The following is a 17527-nucleotide window of genomic DNA, read 5'->3' as shown; positions in this document are numbered from 1 at the left end:
CCTTGCCCCGCATCCGCGCCATCAAGCCGGGGTTCTTCGCATCCGAGGACGTCGCGGCGTTGCCATTGCGTGCGCGCCTGACGTGGATCGGTCTCTGGACGCACTGCGACGACCAGGGCCGCGCCAAGGACAACGTGAAGCTCATCAAGGCGGCGCTGTGGCCCCTCGACCCGGTGTCGCTGCAGGACGTCGAGGACGACCTGGCCGTCCTCGCCGAGCACGGCCGCATCGTTCGCTACGAGGTTGCCGGACGCCGGTTCCTGGCGGTGGTCGGCTGGCACGAGCATCAGAAGATCAGCAAGCCGACGCCGTCCAAGCTGCCGCCGCCCACCGCAGACCGCAGCTTGTCCGCCCGCACCGCCCCGGATTTGAACACGAAGAGTGACAGTCATCCTGTGGATAACCCTGGGGAGAGTTATCCACAAGAAGCATCCGAAGTGGCCCGAGAATCGGACAGTCGGGAAGAAAGCACCTCCGGGAGCCCTCCCGGAACGCTCCCGGAGTCCTCCCGGAAGGCTCCCGTGGGGAAAGGAAAGGAAAGGAAGGGAAAGGAAGGGATCAGTCCACGCGCGCGTACGCACAACGCCGCCCGCTGGCTCCGAGACCGCTACCGCCTGACCGACCACGAAGCGTCACAGGTCCTCGAAGCCGTCCAGACCCGCGCGCCCCGACCGATCGAACACCTCGTCCCCTACCTCGCGGCCATGACCGAGGGGGACCTGGCCGACATCGTCGCCGCCGTCATGGACACCCCGCCGCCCGGCACCACCACCCCCGCCGGCGGCGGGCCCGACGACGGGCCGCCACCGCCGTACGAGCCGCCGCCCGTCCGCAACGGGCTGCTCGACCGCGAGCCCGGACCCGACCAGGACGCCATCACCAGCCGCGGCGCAAGCGCCGTCCGCCAGGCCCTCGCCGCCGCACGCACCACCGAGCCCGAGGACGAGCCGTGATCGACGACGACGCCCCCCACATCCTGTGCCCCTGGCCCACCGTCTGCCGCTGCACCCACCACGCCTGCGTCGACGGCTGGCTCGACCGCACCCGCGACGACGGCACCGCCTACGCCGCCCCATGCCCCAACTGCCGGCCCGAAGTCCACCGACACCTGGCCGACCGCTCCAAGAGCATGCGGCGGCTCCGCCGCGAGCTGCCCGACCTGCCCCGCCCGTCCCGCAACACCGGCCGTCGAGTCGAGGAGGCCCATTGAGCACCATCCCGTGCCCGATCAGCGGCTGCGGACGCCCGACCCGCGGCGCGACGATCTGCGGCGCCTGCGAGGCCGACCTTGAGCGCGCGCTCACCGCCGTCCCCTGGCTCGTCGCCCAGCTTGACCTGGTGCTCTCCCGGCAGACCCGCACCGGTTCCAGTGGTGGCGCCCGCTCGGCCGAGACCTCGCTGCCCTACGCTCCGCACGCCAGCGAGGCCAGCCGCGTGCTGGCCTCGACATTGACGGCCTGGGTGGACGAGCTGCGGCCCGCCGAGCCGCGCCGGATCGGGCCGCTATGCGAACGGTGTACGCACGCCTCGTGCCGCCTGATGCGCCCGCTCGCCGGTCGAACGGCCAGCGCCTGCGCCGTCTGGCTCCGAGCCCGCGTAGATCGCATCGTCCGCCTGCCCGTGGCTGAGGAACTGTGGGACGAGATCACCGCCGCCGTATGGGCGGCTCAGCGCCTTGTGGACCGGCCGCCGGAACGGCGGTACGTCGGCCAGTGCGGCGCGGGCCTCGACGACGGGACCGACTGCGACGTCGACCTGTACGCGCGGCCGGACGCCGCGGCCGTGACGTGCCCGGAGTGCGGAACCCGCTGGGATGTCCGGTGGCGGCGCCGGCGGCTGCTCGAAGCTGCCGAGGACACCCTCGCGACGGCCGCCGACCTCGCGCGCGCCCTCACCGGCCTTGGCCATGAGGTGACGCCGGAGATGATCCGCGGCTACGGCCACCGCGGGCAGATCGTCCCGCACGGCCGGGACGGACGGGGCCGGCCGCTGTACAGGCTCGCCGACGTCGCCGACGCGGTCGCCGCGGCAGCCGCGCGCCGCGCTGAGCGTTCGGCGTAGCAGTTCGTCCAGTTCGCGCCGGGTCGTGGAAACCCGCGACCCGGTTCGCCGCACAGTGGCGCGCCACGTGATCTTGGAAAGGAAGTCGGGAAAGAACCTCCTACCGAACCGTTGGCGTTCGGTGAACGAGGTGCTTGCTTCGTGGGCGGAACGGTGTATGGTCTCGACCCACAACCCCATAAACGAAACGACCCCCAGCCGGTGCTAACAACACCGCTGAGGGTCTGGCCACAGAAGACTGGTTGGAGTCCCCCGTGGTTGCCCGCGATGCTATCGCGACGGCGTCAACGCCGTCACCCTCTGCCCCGCCCCGCCGCGGGATGCTCCGGATCCGGACCGAGCACCGATCCCACTTTGTGATCCTGCCGAACGCGCTGACCCAGCACGCCACGCTGTCGCTGCAGGCCCGCGGCCTGGCCGCCTACCTGCTGTCCCTGCCCGACGGGACCGACATCTCCATCCGGGCCCTTGCCGCCCGGCTGCCCGCCGGTGAGATCGCCATCAGCCGCGCGCTGCGGGAACTGGAGAACGCCGGATACCTCACCCGCCAGCGCGTCCGGGGGCCGCACAACCGGATCTCCACGGTCACCACCATGCGCGACGTCCCCGCCGCTGACCTGCGTGTTTCGCCCGCTGCGCCCGCTGCTACGCCCCGGCCGCCGTCGTCTTGTACGAGGGCCGGGGCCCGCACGGGTACCGCGCGATCCTCGCCTGCGAACTGGATCGGTCCAGCGCCCTGCAGTGGACCCGGGGCGCTGGCGGGACGGTCACTACCACCCTCGTCGCCTCGGCAGCAGACACCGCCGACATCTCCACACCCACCCTCTTCTGATCTGGAGTCGCCTTGCCCCGCATCCGCGCCATCAAGCCGGGGTTCTTCGCATCCGAGGACGTCGCGGCGTTGCCATTGCGTGCGCGCCTGACGTGGATCGGTCTCTGGACGCACTGCGACGACCAGGGCCGCGCCAAGGACAACGTGAAGCTCATCAAGGCGGCGCTGTGGCCCCTCGACCCGGTGTCGCTGCAGGACGTCGAGGACGACCTGGCCGTCCTCGCCGAGCACGGCCGCATCGTTCGCTACGAGGTTGCCGGACGCCGGTTCCTGGCGGTGGTCGGCTGGCACGAGCATCAGAAGATCAGCAAGCCGACGCCGTCCAAGCTGCCGCCGCCCACCGCAGACCGCAGCTTGTCCGCCCGCACCGCCCCGGATTTGAACACGAAGAGTGACAGTCATCCTGTGGATAACCCTGGGGAGAGTTATCCACAAGAAGCATCCGAAGTGGCCCGAGAATCGGACAGTCGGGAAGAAAGCACCTCCGGGAGCCCTCCCGGAACGCTCCCGGAGTCCTCCCGGAAGGCTCCCGTGGGGAAAGGAAAGGAAAGGAAGGGAAAGGAAGGGATCAGTCCACGCGCGCGTACGCACAACGCCGCCCGCTGGCTCCGAGACCGCTACCGCCTGACCGACCACGAAGCGTCACAGGTCCTCGAAGCCGTCCAGACCCGCGCGCCCCGACCGATCGAACACCTCGTCCCCTACCTCGCGGCCATGACCGAGGGGGACCTGGCCGACATCGTCGCCGCCGTCATGGACACCCCGCCGCCCGGCACCACCACCCCCGCCGGCGGCGGGCCCGACGACGGGCCGCCACCGCCGTACGAGCCGCCGCCCGTCCGCAACGGGCTGCTCGACCGCGAGCCCGGACCCGACCAGGACGCCATCACCAGCCGCGGCGCAAGCGCCGTCCGCCAGGCCCTCGCCGCCGCACGCACCACCGAGCCCGAGGACGAGCCGTGATCGACGACGACGCCCCCCACATCCTGTGCCCCTGGCCCACCGTCTGCCGCTGCACCCACCACGCCTGCGTCGACGGCTGGCTCGACCGCACCCGCGACGACGGCACCGCCTACGCCGCCCCATGCCCCAACTGCCGGCCCGAAGTCCACCGACACCTGGCCGACCGCTCCAAGAGCATGCGGCGGCTCCGCCGCGAGCTGCCCGACCTGCCCCGCCCGTCCCGCAACACCGGCCGTCGAGTCGAGGAGGCCCATTGAGCACCATCCCGTGCCCGATCAGCGGCTGCGGACGCCCGACCCGCGGCGCGACGATCTGCGGCGCCTGCGAGGCCGACCTTGAGCGCGCGCTCACCGCCGTCCCCTGGCTCGTCGCCCAGCTTGACCTGGTGCTCTCCCGGCAGACCCGCACCGGTTCCAGTGGTGGCGCCCGCTCGGCCGAGACCTCGCTGCCCTACGCTCCGCACGCCAGCGAGGCCAGCCGCGTGCTGGCCTCGACATTGACGGCCTGGGTGGACGAGCTGCGGCCCGCCGAGCCGCGCCGGATCGGGCCGCTATGCGAACGGTGTACGCACGCCTCGTGCCGCCTGATGCGCCCGCTCGCCGGTCGAACGGCCAGCGCCTGCGCCGTCTGGCTCCGAGCCCGCGTAGATCGCATCGTCCGCCTGCCCGTGGCTGAGGAACTGTGGGACGAGATCACCGCCGCCGTATGGGCGGCTCAGCGCCTTGTGGACCGGCCGCCGGAACGGCGGTACGTCGGCCAGTGCGGCGCGGGCCTCGACGACGGGACCGACTGCGACGTCGACCTGTACGCGCGGCCGGACGCCGCGGCCGTGACGTGCCCGGAGTGCGGAACCCGCTGGGATGTCCGGTGGCGGCGCCGGCGGCTGCTCGAAGCTGCCGAGGACACCCTCGCGACGGCCGCCGACCTCGCGCGCGCCCTCACCGGCCTTGGCCATGAGGTGACGCCGGAGATGATCCGCGGCTACGGCCACCGCGGGCAGATCGTCCCGCACGGCCGGGACGGACGGGGCCGGCCGCTGTACAGGCTCGCCGACGTCGCCGACGCGGTCGCCGCGGCAGCCGCGCGCCGCGCTGAGCGTTCGGCGTAGCAGTTCGTCCAGTTCGCGCCGGGTCGTGGAAACCCGCGACCCGGTTCGCCGCACAGTGGCGCGCCACGTGATCTTGGAAAGGAAGTCGGGAAAGAACCTCCTACCGAACCGTTGGCGTTCGGTGAACGAGGTGCTTGCTTCGTGGGCGGAACGGTGTATGGTCTCGACCCACAACCCCATAAACGAAACGACCCCCAGCCGGTGCTAACAACACCGCTGAGGGTCTGGCCACAGAAGACTGGTTGGAGTCCCCCGTGGTTGCCCGCGATGCTATCGCGACGGCGTCAACGCCGTCACCCTCTGCCCCGCCCCGCCGCGGGATGCTCCGGATCCGGACCGAGCACCGATCCCACTTTGTGATCCTGCCGAACGCGCTGACCCAGCACGCCACGCTGTCGCTGCAGGCCCGCGGCCTGGCCGCCTACCTGCTGTCCCTGCCCGACGGGACCGACATCTCCATCCGGGCCCTTGCCGCCCGGCTGCCCGCCGGTGAGATCGCCATCAGCCGCGCGCTGCGGGAACTGGAGAACGCCGGATACCTCACCCGCCAGCGCGTCCGGGGGCCGCACAACCGGATCTCCACGGTCACCACCATGCGCGACGTCCCCGCCGCTGACCTGCGTGTTTCGCCCGAAGCGCCCGCAGCTGCGCCCGAAGCGTCCCCCGCACCGGCCGAGAGCACGCCCGAACCGGCGCACCCGTCCGAGCCCGAGGACGAACCGGCCGCGCCGTGCGCTCCGAAGCCGACGCGCCCGGCCGCCGCGCCGTCGCTCGACGCGGTGACCGCCGGAACGCGCGTTCTCCTCGACGTCGCCGCCACCGAGCCCCGGCTGACCGTCGGCGCGACGGCACTGCCCGCGCTCGCCGCGCTCGTCGACCAGGCGCTCGCCGTCGTCGAGCCCGCCGAGATCTGCCGGGCCCTGACCGCGAACCTGCCCGGCGAAATCCGCTCGGCCGCCGCGCTGATCCGGCACCGCCTCGCCGAGCACCTCCCGGTTTGGACGGCCGCCGCGACCGTCCGCGCCCTGCACGCGTCCACCTCGGCCGCGCCCCGGCCCCGCATTGAGATCGCGACCTCGCCCGCCGCCGCACGCTGGACCGAATGCAGCGACTGCGCGCGCCCGCTCCGCACCTCCACGCCGGACGGCCTGTGCGGCGACTGCCGCGCCGTCTGCGCCGCCTGACCCGTTCACGCATCGGGCCCCGGCCAGCGCGCGACCGCCGACCGAGGCCCTCGACACCCGGAGAAAGAGGCTCCAGATGGCTACCCCCCACGCTATCCCCGCCCCGACCAAGACACCCACGACGACCAGCCGGCTCGACGGACAGCGCCTGGTTGCCGCGGCCGTGACCGTCATCGTGGCCGCCGCCGGTGTGCTGTCGCTGGACGGCCAGCGCCGCATCGCCGACACCGCAGGCTGGCACGGCCCCTACGCGTGGCTGCTGCCAGTCGCCGTCGAGACCTACGCAGCCCTGGCCACCTGGCTGTACTCCCGCACGCGCGGCGCCGACCGCGCCCGCATGGCCCACCAGGTTCTGGTCGGCATCGCCTTCTCCGCCGGCCTGAACGTGTGCTGGCACCTGATCGACGGCGGCGTGCTCCACCGCGGGTGGCCGGTCACCGTCGGCGTCAGCCTGGTCCCTACCGCCCTAGTCGCCCTCGCGTTGCACCTGGCCGCCGGATACCGCGTGCCGACCCCGGCCGAGGCGGACGAGCACCAGGCGGACGAGTCCGCGCAGCCACGCCGCCGGTACCGCGTGTCGCGCGCCCTGGTCGACGTTGCCGCCCAGGCGCTCGCTGACGCCCCCGACCCGCGGGCCGTGACCGGGGTCGAGCTGGCCGGCCGGGACCCCAAGGGCCGGTCCGTCCGCGCCTGGCAGATGGCCCTCGCTGAAGCGCGCTCACAGGTTGCCGGTTGATCAACGAGCTGGGCAAACGGTAGTTTGTGATCAGATACGTGATTTAGGCCCAGCGGTTCGCCGCCGGGCCTTTCGCGTTTCTCGACGTGGCCTCAGCAAAACCGGGGGGTTGCTGAGGCCACGTCACCCCCGGGAAGCCGCCCCCCGGCCACCCACACGACTTGCTCACCCGCCCACAAGCGCGTGCATGCGACCCGGGGAGAACCAACATGACCTGCCCAACCAGCCCGACCTGGACCCTGCACAACGGCGACGCGCTCGCCGTCCTGCCGACCCTGCCCGACGCGTCCGTCGACTGCGTGATCACCGACCCGCCCTACAACTCCGGCGGCACCGCCACCAGCCAGCGCGTCAACCAAACCGCCCGCGGCAAGTACGTCGGAAGCAACGTCAAGCACACCCTCGCCGACTTCGCCGGGGAGAACCGCGACCAGCGGTCCTTCGGCTACTGGATGACCCTGGTCCTGTCCGAGTGCCTGCGGGTCTCCCGGCCGGGCGCGTCCGCGCTGGTGTTCAGCGACTTCCGGCAGCTGCCCGCCGTCTCCGACGCGCTGCAGGCCGCGGGCTGGACATGGCGCGGCGTGATCCCGTGGTTCAAGCCGAACACCCGCCCGCAACGTGACGGGTTCAGGCGCTCCTGCGAGTACGTGCTGTGGGGGAGCCACGGGCCGCTGGCCCGCCACCCCGACCCGGTGTACCTGCCGGGCCTGCTGCAGGGGTCCCAACCGTCGGGAAAGAAGCGGCAGCACATCACCCAGAAGCCGGTCGCGGTCATGCAGGAACTGGTGAAGGTGTGCCCGCCCGACGGCACCGTGCTGGACCCGTTCGCGGGAGCCGGATCCACAGGCGTTGCCGCGCTGGCCGAGGGCCGCGGGTTCGTCGGGGTCGAAGTCACCCCGCACTACGCCCAGGTCGCACGGGAACGCCTCGCCGATGCCAGCACGGAGGCTGGCGCTTGAGCGTGGCCTGCGCGAACGCTAATCTTTGATCAGATGAGTGATTCAGGCCCGGCGATACGTCGGGCCTGGTGCATGTCCGGAGGTGAACGTGTCCGCCTCCGCCGGTCGCAAGGGTCGCCCCTACCGTCGTGCCCGTGCCGAAGTACTCGCCGTGTCGACCGTGTGCTGGTTGTGCGGGCACGAAGGTGCAGGCGACGTTGACCACGAACCACCGATCCGAGTCCTCCGAGCTCTGGGGCTGAACCCCGACGACCCCGAGCACATGCGACCCGCCCACGGAGCGCACTCCCGGTGCCGAACGTGCGGACGTTGCTGTAACCAGTCGAAGGGCGACCGTCCGCACACGCCCGCCGCGCCGTCCTCGCGGCCCTGGTGACGACCAGCCGCACCAACCGGCACCTCGGCAGCCGCCTGCAATCCCGCCCCTGACCTGCGGCTACTCCGGGTGGCCGGGGGGAGGGGTTTCAACGGGATCGACACGACCCCGGGTGACCCCACACGCATCCTCCCTTTTCTCTCCCTGCGTTCTGAAGCCGCCGGGCACGCCTTCCGGCATTCGCTCACGCGCCGTGACGATCGGGGGTGATCATGGCCTCGCGGAAGCCGACGCAGGTCGTCCCGAGCAGCGCCCTGGAGGACGCCGTCCGGGAGCAACTCATCGGCTGGGGCCTGGTCGACTCGGCCGAGGGTGCGTCGGCCCTCGACCTCGCCCGCCGCCTGGACGCCGGGGATGTCCGGGCATCGGCCGCGGCGATGCTCCACGGGCAGCTCCGGGCGCTGCTGTCGGATCTGCGCAAGCTCGCGCCGCCGGCCGACTCCGATGACGCGGTGGACGAGCTGGCCGCGCAGCGCGAGCAGCGGCGCCGCGCCGCGGGGATGCCGTGACGGTCCTCCAGGAGCCGCCGCTGGTGGGCCTGCAGGAGCCGACGGTCCACGTCGCTCCGACGTATGTGTCGTCGGCCGGGCCCGAGGTGTGCGCGCTCGCCGACAGCGCGGGCCTGCACCTGGACCCCTGGCAGCGTCTGGTGTTGCGCGACGGCCTGGGCGAGCGCGCCGACGGCCGATGGGCGGCGTTCGAGGCCGCGGTGATGGTGGCGCGGCAGAACGGCAAGGGCGCGATCTTCGAGGCGCGGTGTCTGGGCGGGCTGTTCGTGCTCGGCGAGCGGCTGATCATGTACTCGGCGCACGAGTTCAAGACCGCGCAGGAGATGTTCAAGCGCATCGAGGAGCTGATCGCGGGAACGGCGCACCTGCGCAAACGCGTCAAGGCGGTCTCGCGGTCGAAGGGCGACGAGGGGATCACCCTGGTCACGGGCCAGCGGCTGCGGTTCTTCGCACGGTCCGGTGGTTCCGGGCGAGGCTTCTCCGGCGACTGCAACATCTGGGACGAGGCGCAGCACCTGGGCAACGGCCCGGTCGATGCGATGATGCCGACGATGAGCGCGCGGCCGAACCCGCAGCTCTGGTACGGCTGCTCCGCGCCCGACAAGGACATGGCGCCCTGCGACCAGATCGCCCGGGTCCGCGAACGCGCCCTGACCGGCGGGGAGAAGGCCGCACGGCTGGCCTACTTCGAGTGGTCGGCGGCGCTGTGCACCGACCTGTGCCGCAAGGACTGCACCGACCACGACGACCCCGCCGACCCGCAGGTCTGGGCCCGCACCAATCCCGGCCTCGGCATCCGGATCAGCGCCGAGCACATCGGCACCGAGCGCTCGTCGATGTCGCCGCGTGGGTTCGCCCGCGAGCGCCTGTCGGTCGGGAACTACCCGGTGACGGGCGGCGGCTGGGCCGTCATCAGCGAAGCCGCGTGGACGGCGACCGCCGACCCGGCCTCGCACGCGCTGGACCCCGTCGCGTTCGCGGTCGACGTCACCCCCGACCGGTCCGCCGCCGCGATCGCGATCGCCGGGCAGCGCGAGGACGGTGGCACGCACCTGGAGCTCGTCGACCATCGGTCCGGGACCGGCTGGGTCGTCGAGCGGCTCAAGCAGCTGGACGACCGGTGGTCGCCCTGCGCCGTCGTCCTGGACCCCGCAGGCCCGGCCGGGTCACTGGTCGCCGACCTGGAAGACGCTGGCGTCGAGCTGACGCTCACGGGAGCCCGAGACGCCGCCGCAGCGACCGGCGCACTGTACGACGCGATCGTCCGGCCGCCGAACGCCCCGGCCGACTGGGCCCCGACCGCCCACCACGTCCCGCACCCGTCGCTGAACTCCGCCCTGGCCGGCGCGGCTCGCCGGCGCCTGGGAGACGCGTGGGCGTGGGACCGGCGCGGCGTGAGCGTGGACATCTCCCCGCTGGTGGCAATCACCCTGGCCCGCTGGGGCTGGACGACTCGACCTCGCGAGGAGGCACCCGTGGAGCCGTGGGCAGCATGGTCATGACGAACTCGTCCCCGCTGGCACGCAACGTGGGCCGCATCACTGACCGTGCGATCCGGACCACGGCGCCGGATCTGGCGCGGCTGCTGCTGACCGTGCTGGCGCTGGTGCCGTACCTGCTGGGATGGCTGGCCGGAGTCATGGTGACGGCGACGCTGTGGACTTGGGCCGCGCTCGTGGTCGGCTGGCACGACGGCCACCGCACCCGCCAGGCGTCCGCCCCGGCCCCGCCCGCGGACGAGGTGCGTTGATGGGCCTGGTGGAACGGATCGCCGCCGCTCGCGCCGACCGTTCGTCGCAGCGGTCGATCAGCACGATCGACGACTACGCCCAGGCCGTGCAGAGCTACGTCAACGGCTACAACGGCGGGGTCACCTACTCCATCGCCGGGGAACCAGCCGAGCGGGCACCCAACGACCTCGTCGGGTACGCGACCACCGCCTACGCCTCGAACGGGCCGGTGTTCGCGCTGATGGCCGTGCGGATGCTGGTGTTCTCGGCGATCCGGTTCCAGTTCCAGCGGCTGGTCGGCGGTCGCCCGTCGGAGCTGTTCGGCACGCAGGCGCTGAGCCTGGTCGAGGAGCCGTGGCCGGGCGGCACCACCCAGGACCTACTGATCCGCATGATCCAGGACGCCGACCTCGCCGGGAACAGCTACTGGACCGCGCAGGAAGGCCAGTTGGTCCGGCTGCGCCCCGACTGGGTCGACATCGTCCTGGAGCCGCGCCGCTTCCGCGGCGGGATCCTCGGCTACCGCCGGATCGGCTACCTCTACACCGAGGGCGGCTACGGCCAGGGCGGCGAGCCCGTCCCGCTGCTGCCGAACGAGGTGTGCCACTTCGCGCCGATCCAAGACCCGCTGGCGACCTACCGCGGCATGTCGTGGCTGACCCCGGTCATCCGGGAGCTGCTCAACGACCGCCTCATGGGTCGCCACCAGGCCAAGTTCTTCGAGAACGCCGCAACCCCGAACATGGTCGTCCGGTACGACCCGACCGTCACCCCGGACAAGTTCCGCGAATTCAAGAAGATCATCGACGAAGGCCATGCAGGCGCCGAGAACGCCTACCGGACCCTGCACCTGGGCGGCGGCGCGGACGTCACCGTGGTCGGCACGAACATGGAGCAGATGGCGTTCACCGCCGTCCAGGGCCGCGGCGAAACCCGCCTGGCGGCGGCGGCCGGTGTCCCGCCGGTGATCGTCGGCTTCTCCGAGGGCCTGCAGGGCTCCAGCCTGAACGCCGGGAACTTCTCAGCCGCCCGGCGCCGGTTCGCCGACATGACCCTCCACCCGCTGTGGGCCAACGCCGCCGGAAGCCTCCGCCAGATCATCCCCACCCCACCAGGCTCCCGGCTCTGGTACGACGCCCGCGACGTCCCGGCCCTGCGCGAGGACTCCAAGGACGAGGCGCAGATCCAGCAGACCCGCGCGCAGACGCTGCGTGCCTACATCGACGCCGGATACACCCCCGAATCGGCCGTCCGCGCGCTGCAGGCCGGAGACGAGTCGCTGCTGGAGCACACCGGGCTGTTCAGCGTGCAGCTGCAGGCGCCTGGGTCGACCGACCCGAACCCGCCGCCGACCAACGGACAGGAAGGGACCGCGCAGTGAGCGCACTAGTGACCGCACCGCGGGAGAACCTGACCAGGACGGCCTCGTTCGCGCTGCGCGACACCGCCGCCAATCCCGACGACGCGGCGGGCGACGGCCGCACCCTCGACGGCTACGCCGCGGTGTTCGACGCGCCGACCCTGATTGACTCTTGGGAAGGCACGTTCAACGAGGAGATCCGCAAGGGCGCGTTCCGCAAGAGCATCCGCGAGCGGACCCCGGTCATGCAGTTCGACCACGGGCGGCACCCGCTGATCGGCTCCATCCCGATCGGCCGGATCGACGAGCTCGCCGAGGACGACCACGGGCTCCAGGTGCTCGGCCGGATCAGCGACAACTGGCTGATGGAGCCGATCCGCGACGCGATCGCCGACCGCACCGTGACCGGCATGTCCTTCCGGTTCTCGGTGGTGCGCGAGGAATGGCGCGACGCGGCGGGCAAGCTGGTCAAGCCAGACGAGCTCTCTTCGCTGCTCTGGGACCCGGGCGACCGCGGCCCGTTGACCCGAACCCTCATCGAGGTCAAGCTGCACGAACTCGGGCCGGTGGTGTTCCCCGCCTACGAACAGACCTCCGTGGACGTGCGGGCCCGGTCCCTGGCCGCCGAGATCCGCGGCGACGACCAGCTGCGCCGCGAGGTCCGCGCCGCGCTGGCCCGCCAGGCGCCCCAGGTGCCCGCCGCCGACGCCGACGACCTGGACGACCCGGACGTTCGCCGCGACGTCGCCAAGGTCCTGCTGTTCGACCAGACCCGGACGTCCACCGAGACGCCCGTCACCGGACGCTCGTCCGAACCCGAAGACCGCTCGCAGGGCGCGCCGGCCGACGACGGCCACCCGCCCGCGACCACCGACGCGCCGCCTGCCGATGGGCACCCGTCGGACACCCCGACCCCACGAGCCACCCGCCTGCGGGGCGACATCCGAGAGATCGGCGCCCTCATGGACGACGTGCTCGCGTCCATCAAGGAGTAGACGTGGACCTGACCCACCAGCAGGCGATCATCCGCCTGCGCGACATCCGCTCCCGGCTGGAGGAGCTGGAACGGCGCGACAACCTCACCGCCGACGACGAGCGCGAGTTCGACGAGCTGACCCGCGAGTTCAGCGAGGTCGACGACCACCGCCGCCAGCTGGAGCGGCGCAGCGCCCTGGAGCGCGTCCGCTCCGCCGTCCAGTCCACCGAGCGGACCCCGGCCGCGCTGCGCGTCGAGCGCGGCACTGCCACCAACCCCGGCGACGGCTACGACGCCGACCCGATCCTCAACCCCGACAGCGTCGAAGAGGCCCGCTTCCGCAACCCCTGGGACCTGTCGTCGGTCAACACCTGGTCGCGGTCCCGCGAGGAGGTCGGCGCCGAGCTGCGCGCCCGAGCGCTGTGCGCGGTGGAACGCATGCGCGGCGCGACCGACCCCATCCGGTCCGTTGCGACCGACATCCTGGAGCGCTGGGACGACGAGCAGGGCACCATCGCCCGGATGTGCCTGGCGACCAGCTCGCCGGAGTACCTGCGGGCCTGGAGCAAGATGGCCCGCGGCATGGCCCACATGATCGTCCCGGACGAGCAGCGGGCCCTGGAACGCGCGATGTCGCTCACCGACAACGCGGGCGGCTACCTGGTTCCCTTCCAGCTCGACCCCACGATCATCCTCACCAGCGACGGATCCAAGTCCGACATCCGCCGCGCGGCCCGCACCGTGGTCGCCACCGGCGACATCTGGCACGGCGTGTCCGCGGGCGAGGTGAGCTGGCGCTGGGCCGCCGAGGGCAGCGAGGCCGGCGACAACGCCCCCGGCTTCGGCCAGCCGACCGTCCCGGTCTACAAGGCCGACGGGTTCGTCCCGATCAGCATCGAGGCGCTGCAGGACGAGGCGAACGTCACCGCCGAGGTCGGGCGGCTGCTCGCGGCCGGGAAGGACACCCTGGAGGCTGCGGCGTTCGCGACCGGCGACGGCGTCGGCAAGCCGACCGGCCTGGTCACCGCCCTCGCCGGTACCGCCAGCGAGATCCTGCCGACCACCGCCGAGACGTTCGCCGCCGCCGACATCTACAAGATGGAGGAGTCCCTGCCCGCCCGCTACAGGTCCGGGGCGTCCTGGGTCGCGAACAAGCGGATGTACAACCTGGTCCGCCAGTTCGACGTGAACGGCGGCGCGCAGATGTGGGAGCGCATCGGCAACGGCCAGCCGAACGAGCTGCTCGGTTACCCCGCGCTGGAGGCCGAGAACATGGCCGCCTCCTGGAACCCGGCCGTCAACGGCGACAACCGCGTCCTGGTCTACGGCGACCTGACCAACTACGTGATCGCCGACCGCATCGGGATGACCGTGGAGTTCCTCCCGCACCTGGTCGGCACCAACCGGCGGCCCACCGGCCAGCGGGGTTGGTACGCCTGGTACCGCGTCGGCGCCGACAGCGTCAACGACGCGGGCATGCGGGTCCTGAACGTCAAGACCACCAGCCCCTGACCCTGACAACGGCGCATTTCGGGCGACGACCCCTTCACTCGGGGCGTCGCCCGCTTCGCTGAAAGGAGAGATCGCCATGGCGATCATGCGCAGCATCGCGTCGTTCGCCGCCGTCATCGACGGCATCCAGAAGGTCATCCCCGTCGGCCACCTCGTCGAGGACGACGACGAGCTCCTCGTCGGCCGCGCCCACCTGTTCGAGCCCGTCGAGGCGCACCTGGCGCGCCGCGCCCAGCCCGTCGAGGCCACCGTCGCCGCCCCTGGCGACAGGCGCACCGTCAGCCGTCCCGGCCGAGGCACCTCGAGCCGAGGCAAGAGCAAGACGACCGGAGGGCAGTCGTGAGGCGCTCGTCCTACAGCCAGTCGACCTTCGTGTCCTCGCTGACCCCGACGGCGGCCCGGACCGCCAGCAGCAACGGCTCGAGCGTGGACCGCATGCAGGGCCTGCAGGCGTACCGGTCGGCGATGCTCGTCGTCCACGCCGGGGCCATCACCGACGGCACGCACACGTTCAAGATCCAGGTTTCCGACGACGGGACGACCTGGGCGGACGCCCCTACCACCGACCTGCAGGGCCCGGCGATCTCGGTGGCGGCCGTCACCGGAAACACCGCTTACACCCAGGGCTACAACGGCCCGGCCCGCTACCTGCGCGCGGTCGCGACGGTGACGGGGTCCCCGGCGACCGGCGGCCTGTACTCGGCCGGCTTCGTCCTCAGTGGTCCCCGCCGTAGCCCGCGGGCGTAACAGATGACCGTCGTCAACGGGTACTGCACCCTCGACCAGGTCCGCACCCACCTCGGCGACGACGCCGCGCAGCTCCCAGCCGAGCTGCTGGAACGCGCGATCAACGCGACGTCCCGCGCCATCGAGAACTGGACCGGCCGCCGGTTCTGGCAGGACCCCGCCCCGACGGTGCGCCGGTTCCGCCCGACCAGGCCGTCCGGGACCGACCTGCCCGACATCTCCACCACCGACGGCCTTCTGGTCGAGGTCGAGACCGTTCCCGGCACGTGGATGCCCTGGACGCTCGACACCGACTTCGAGCTGGGACCGGACAACGCCGACGGCGGCGCCTACGCGTGGTGGCAGCTGGAACCGATCGGCACGCAGCGGCTCCCGGTCACCGGCCGCCGGACGGTGCGGGTCACCGCACGCTGGGGATGGTCGGCCGTCCCCGACCAGGTCCAGGAGGCCGCGATCCTGCGCGCCGTCGCGCTGTTCAAACGGAAGGAGGCGGTGTACGGAGTGGCCGACTTCGGCGAGTTCGGGCCCGTCCGCATCACCCGCGCCGACCCGGACGTGATGGACCTGCTGCGTCCGTTCCAGAAGCCGATGGTGGCCTGATGGCGACCGTCACCGAGCAGCGGGACCGCATCGCCGTCGTCCTCGCCGGGGTGGACGGCCTCAAGATGGTCGTGAAGCATCCGGCTGAATCCGCGCCCAGCGTGCGCCCGGCGGTGGTGCTCGGCGAGCCGACCGCCATCTTCGCTGAGGGCGAGGCGCGCCGCGGCCTGGATTCCTGGGACTGGCCGTTGCTGATCCTGGTGTCCCTCGGCGACTATCCGGCCGCCCAGCAGGTCATGGACGCGTTCCTCAACACCGGCCCCGGCTCGATCCGCCAGGCGTTCCTCGAGGAGCCGGGACTCGGCCTGCTCGACGGAACCCACGCTGTCATCGACCGCATGGACGACTACGGCCCGCGCGACTCAGGAGACGGGACGCGCATGGTCGGCGCGGTCCTGCATCTGGTCGTCCGCACGACCACGTGACCACCCAAGGAAGGCAACCATGGCCCTGACCAGCCGTATCTCCGTCGACTTCTCGGCGGCGCTGACCGGCTCCCACAAGCTAGCCGCCCCATCCTCGCTGCTGCGCCTGGCCCGCCAGATCGACCTGGCCACCGGCACCGGCGCCGGGCAGGCCGACAAGGTCTGGTCCGACCGACGCACCCTCGCCGCCTCGGCGAACGAGGACCTGGACCTCGCCGGCACCCTGCTCGACGCGCTCGGCACGGTGGTGAGCTTCGCACGCGTGAAGGCCCTGTACATCTCCGCGGCCACGACCAACACCAACGCGCTCGTCATCGGCGCCGCCGCCGCGAACGCCTGGTCGGCGCTGCTCGGCACGACCGGCACCCTCACGCTGCCGCCAGCCGGGGAGCTGCTGGTCGCTGCGCCGGGCGCCACCGCCTACCCCGTGACCGCCGGGACCGCCGACCTGCTGCGCGTCACCAACGGCGGCGCGGGCTCGACGGTCACCTACGACATCGCCGTGATCGGAGCGTCCGCCTGATGCGCGCCACCATCACCCGCACCGAGGTGTTCGCCTTCGCCCGCTCACTGGGCGCTGATCCGCGGAACATCCGAGAGATCACCATCGAGCCGCTCGCCGTCACCGTCACGACGTACCGCACCGACGAGGCCGGCCAACGCGTCGCCGCTGACGACGGCGAGCCCGTCCGCGAGGTCACCACGATCGCGCTCGTCGGCGAGGACGGCGGCCCCGACCGTGTTCTGATGCGTCACCCGCTCCTGGACGCCGAGGTCGAGGTGCCCGCCAGCGCTGTTGGTCAGCACGCCATCGCGGGCTGGGAGGCCGTGGTCCCCGCCCCGGCGGTTGCCGACGAGTCGGCGCAGGCCGAGAACGTCTCTGCAGGTGGCGAACCGCCTGCCCAGCTCACCGGCAGCAAGCCCACGCCGCGCGTTCGGCGGAAGAAGGAAGAGGAGTAATTCGATGGCCGCACCCCCGATTACCCCCAGCAAGCGGTTCAGCGCCCGCGGGGTCAGCAAGTGCTACTTCGTGCCGTCGATCGCCAGTATCTCCGCGCCGACCCGGGCGGAGCTGGACGCGGGCACTGACCTGTCCCCGCAGGTCGCCGACATCGACGGCTGGACGGTCCAGAGCGAGCAGATCGAGACGCCCGACCTCGGCTCGACGTTCACCTCCAAGATCCCCGGCAGCACGTCGGCCGACGACTCGTCGCTGACGATGTACACCGACCTGGGCGGTGCCGACGTCCGGACGCTCCTGCCGCGCGGCACGGACGGTTTCATCGTCTGGCTGGACGGTGGCGACGTTGCCGGGCGCAAGATGGACGTCTTTCCGATCCGCGTCGCGAGCCTCGGTAAGAAGCGGACCACCGACGACGACGCCGAGACGATCGACGTCGGGTTCAGCATCACCGCCGAGCCCGCCGAGAACGTCACCATCCCGTAGCC

At 72.0% G+C, this 17527-nt stretch carries 22 protein-coding genes; all 22 read left to right on the top strand.

Translation table 11 applies throughout. The features are described 5' to 3' along the window. The first annotated feature begins 2 nt into the window (after positions 1-2). The 22 genes from EBO15_RS28420 (at position 3) to EBO15_RS28310 (ending at position 17525) form a co-directional block, all read left to right on the top strand. Positions 3-953, top strand: coding sequence for a hypothetical protein (locus tag EBO15_RS28420; RefSeq protein WP_122197524.1), 951 nt, complete (start codon positions 3-5; stop codon positions 951-953). Continuing rightward, positions 950-1210: a hypothetical protein gene (locus EBO15_RS28415; RefSeq protein ID WP_122197523.1), complete on the top strand. Its 261-nt coding sequence runs from the start codon at positions 950-952 to the stop codon at positions 1208-1210. Before EBO15_RS28420 ends, EBO15_RS28415 begins: the two co-directional genes overlap by 4 nt. After that, on the top strand, positions 1207-2061 hold the full coding sequence (locus EBO15_RS28410; RefSeq protein ID WP_122197522.1) for a hypothetical protein: 855 nt from the start codon (positions 1207-1209) through the stop codon (positions 2059-2061). The genes EBO15_RS28415 and EBO15_RS28410 overlap by 4 nt, the downstream gene beginning before the upstream one ends. Before the next feature lie 844 nt (positions 2062-2905). Then, a complete protein-coding gene (locus EBO15_RS28400) occupies positions 2906-3856 on the top strand; it encodes a hypothetical protein (protein WP_122197524.1) in 951 nt (316 codons plus the stop codon). Beyond that, entirely contained in the window at positions 3853-4113 is a 261-nt protein-coding gene (locus EBO15_RS28395; protein ID WP_122197523.1) for a hypothetical protein, read from the top strand. The genes EBO15_RS28400 and EBO15_RS28395 overlap by 4 nt, the downstream gene beginning before the upstream one ends. Beyond that, positions 4110-4964 (top strand): hypothetical protein, encoded by an 855-nt coding sequence (locus EBO15_RS28390; protein ID WP_122197522.1) that lies wholly within the window; start codon positions 4110-4112, stop codon positions 4962-4964. The genes EBO15_RS28395 and EBO15_RS28390 overlap by 4 nt, the downstream gene beginning before the upstream one ends. A gap of 356 nt (positions 4965-5320) precedes the next feature. After that, on the top strand, positions 5321-6148 hold the full coding sequence (locus EBO15_RS28385) for a helix-turn-helix domain-containing protein (protein ID WP_122197521.1): 828 nt from the start codon (positions 5321-5323) through the stop codon (positions 6146-6148). Between the two features lie 76 nt (positions 6149-6224). Then, a complete protein-coding gene (locus tag EBO15_RS28380) occupies positions 6225-6884 on the top strand; it encodes a DUF2637 domain-containing protein (RefSeq protein ID WP_122197520.1) in 660 nt (219 codons plus the stop codon). A 209-nt stretch (positions 6885-7093) separates the two neighbouring features. After that, a complete protein-coding gene (locus EBO15_RS28375) occupies positions 7094-7843 on the top strand; it encodes a DNA-methyltransferase (protein WP_122197519.1) in 750 nt (249 codons plus the stop codon). A gap of 588 nt (positions 7844-8431) precedes the next feature. Continuing rightward, positions 8432-8728 (top strand): hypothetical protein, encoded by a 297-nt coding sequence (locus EBO15_RS28370; RefSeq protein WP_147481688.1) that lies wholly within the window; start codon positions 8432-8434, stop codon positions 8726-8728. Next, complete coding sequence (locus EBO15_RS28365; RefSeq protein WP_199744862.1) at positions 8725-10230, top strand: terminase large subunit; 1506 nt, start codon at positions 8725-8727, stop codon at positions 10228-10230. The genes EBO15_RS28370 and EBO15_RS28365 overlap by 4 nt, the downstream gene beginning before the upstream one ends. Continuing rightward, positions 10212-10478, top strand: a complete 267-nt coding sequence (locus EBO15_RS28360; RefSeq protein ID WP_122197517.1) for a hypothetical protein — start codon at positions 10212-10214, stop codon at positions 10476-10478. Before EBO15_RS28365 ends, EBO15_RS28360 begins: the two co-directional genes overlap by 19 nt. Continuing rightward, positions 10478-11839: a phage portal protein gene (locus EBO15_RS28355; protein ID WP_122197516.1), complete on the top strand. Its 1362-nt coding sequence runs from the start codon at positions 10478-10480 to the stop codon at positions 11837-11839. The genes EBO15_RS28360 and EBO15_RS28355 overlap by 1 nt, the downstream gene beginning before the upstream one ends. Next, the gene (locus tag EBO15_RS28350; RefSeq protein WP_122197515.1) at positions 11836-12813 is read left to right on the top strand and encodes an HK97 family phage prohead protease; all 978 of its coding nucleotides are present in this window, start codon (positions 11836-11838) and stop codon (positions 12811-12813) included. The genes EBO15_RS28355 and EBO15_RS28350 overlap by 4 nt, the downstream gene beginning before the upstream one ends. A gap of 2 nt (positions 12814-12815) precedes the next feature. Then, on the top strand, positions 12816-14306 hold the full coding sequence (locus EBO15_RS28345; RefSeq protein ID WP_233616483.1) for a phage major capsid protein: 1491 nt from the start codon (positions 12816-12818) through the stop codon (positions 14304-14306). A 76-nt stretch (positions 14307-14382) separates the two neighbouring features. Further along, positions 14383-14649 carry a hypothetical protein gene (locus EBO15_RS28340; protein ID WP_122197514.1) on the top strand — a complete coding sequence of 89 codons (267 nt, stop codon included), beginning with the start codon at positions 14383-14385 and terminating at the stop codon, positions 14647-14649. Next, positions 14646-15053, top strand: a complete 408-nt coding sequence (locus EBO15_RS28335) for a hypothetical protein (RefSeq protein ID WP_147481687.1) — start codon at positions 14646-14648, stop codon at positions 15051-15053. The genes EBO15_RS28340 and EBO15_RS28335 overlap by 4 nt, the downstream gene beginning before the upstream one ends. A 3-nt stretch (positions 15054-15056) precedes the next feature. After that, positions 15057-15653 carry a head-tail connector protein gene (locus EBO15_RS28330; protein ID WP_122197512.1) on the top strand — a complete coding sequence of 199 codons (597 nt, stop codon included), beginning with the start codon at positions 15057-15059 and terminating at the stop codon, positions 15651-15653. Then, complete coding sequence (locus EBO15_RS28325; protein ID WP_122197511.1) at positions 15653-16078, top strand: hypothetical protein; 426 nt, start codon at positions 15653-15655, stop codon at positions 16076-16078. The genes EBO15_RS28330 and EBO15_RS28325 overlap by 1 nt, the downstream gene beginning before the upstream one ends. Positions 16079-16097: 19 nt before the next feature. Next, on the top strand, positions 16098-16601 hold the full coding sequence (locus tag EBO15_RS28320) for a hypothetical protein (protein ID WP_122197510.1): 504 nt from the start codon (positions 16098-16100) through the stop codon (positions 16599-16601). After that, positions 16601-17038, top strand: a complete 438-nt coding sequence (locus tag EBO15_RS28315; protein ID WP_122197509.1) for a hypothetical protein — start codon at positions 16601-16603, stop codon at positions 17036-17038. The genes EBO15_RS28320 and EBO15_RS28315 overlap by 1 nt, the downstream gene beginning before the upstream one ends. Positions 17039-17042: 4 nt before the next feature. Next, entirely contained in the window at positions 17043-17525 is a 483-nt protein-coding gene (locus EBO15_RS28310; protein ID WP_122197508.1) for a phage tail tube protein, read from the top strand. Positions 17526-17527: the final 2 nt, after the last annotated feature.

The organism is Actinomadura harenae (genome assembly GCF_003696215.1).
In the GTDB taxonomy this organism is placed as follows: Bacteria; Actinomycetota; Actinomycetes; order Streptosporangiales; family Streptosporangiaceae; genus Spirillospora; species Spirillospora harenae.
The sequence above is the reverse complement of the archived record's forward strand: the minus strand, read 5'-3'. Positions and strand labels throughout refer to the sequence as shown.

Bases quoted from the DNA above. Each gene is read 5' to 3' on its own strand.
- EBO15_RS28310 (WP_122197508.1), top strand. From the start codon at position 17,043: ATGGCCGCACCCCCGATTACCCCCAGCAAGCGGTTCAGCGCCCGCGGG.
- EBO15_RS28355 (WP_122197516.1), top strand. From the start codon at position 10,478: ATGGGCCTGGTGGAACGGATCGCCGCCGCTCGCGCCGACCGTTCGTCG.
- EBO15_RS28370 (WP_147481688.1), top strand. From the start codon at position 8,432: ATGGCCTCGCGGAAGCCGACGCAGGTCGTCCCGAGCAGCGCCCTGGAG.
- EBO15_RS28320 (WP_122197510.1), top strand. From the start codon at position 16,098: ATGGCCCTGACCAGCCGTATCTCCGTCGACTTCTCGGCGGCGCTGACC.
- EBO15_RS28380 (WP_122197520.1), top strand. From the start codon at position 6,225: ATGGCTACCCCCCACGCTATCCCCGCCCCGACCAAGACACCCACGACG.
- EBO15_RS28340 (WP_122197514.1), top strand. From the start codon at position 14,383: ATGGCGATCATGCGCAGCATCGCGTCGTTCGCCGCCGTCATCGACGGC.
- EBO15_RS28315 (WP_122197509.1), top strand. From the start codon at position 16,601: ATGCGCGCCACCATCACCCGCACCGAGGTGTTCGCCTTCGCCCGCTCA.
- EBO15_RS28330 (WP_122197512.1), top strand. From the start codon at position 15,057: ATGACCGTCGTCAACGGGTACTGCACCCTCGACCAGGTCCGCACCCAC.
- EBO15_RS28375 (WP_122197519.1), top strand. From the start codon at position 7,094: ATGACCTGCCCAACCAGCCCGACCTGGACCCTGCACAACGGCGACGCG.
- EBO15_RS28325 (WP_122197511.1), top strand. From the start codon at position 15,653: ATGGCGACCGTCACCGAGCAGCGGGACCGCATCGCCGTCGTCCTCGCC.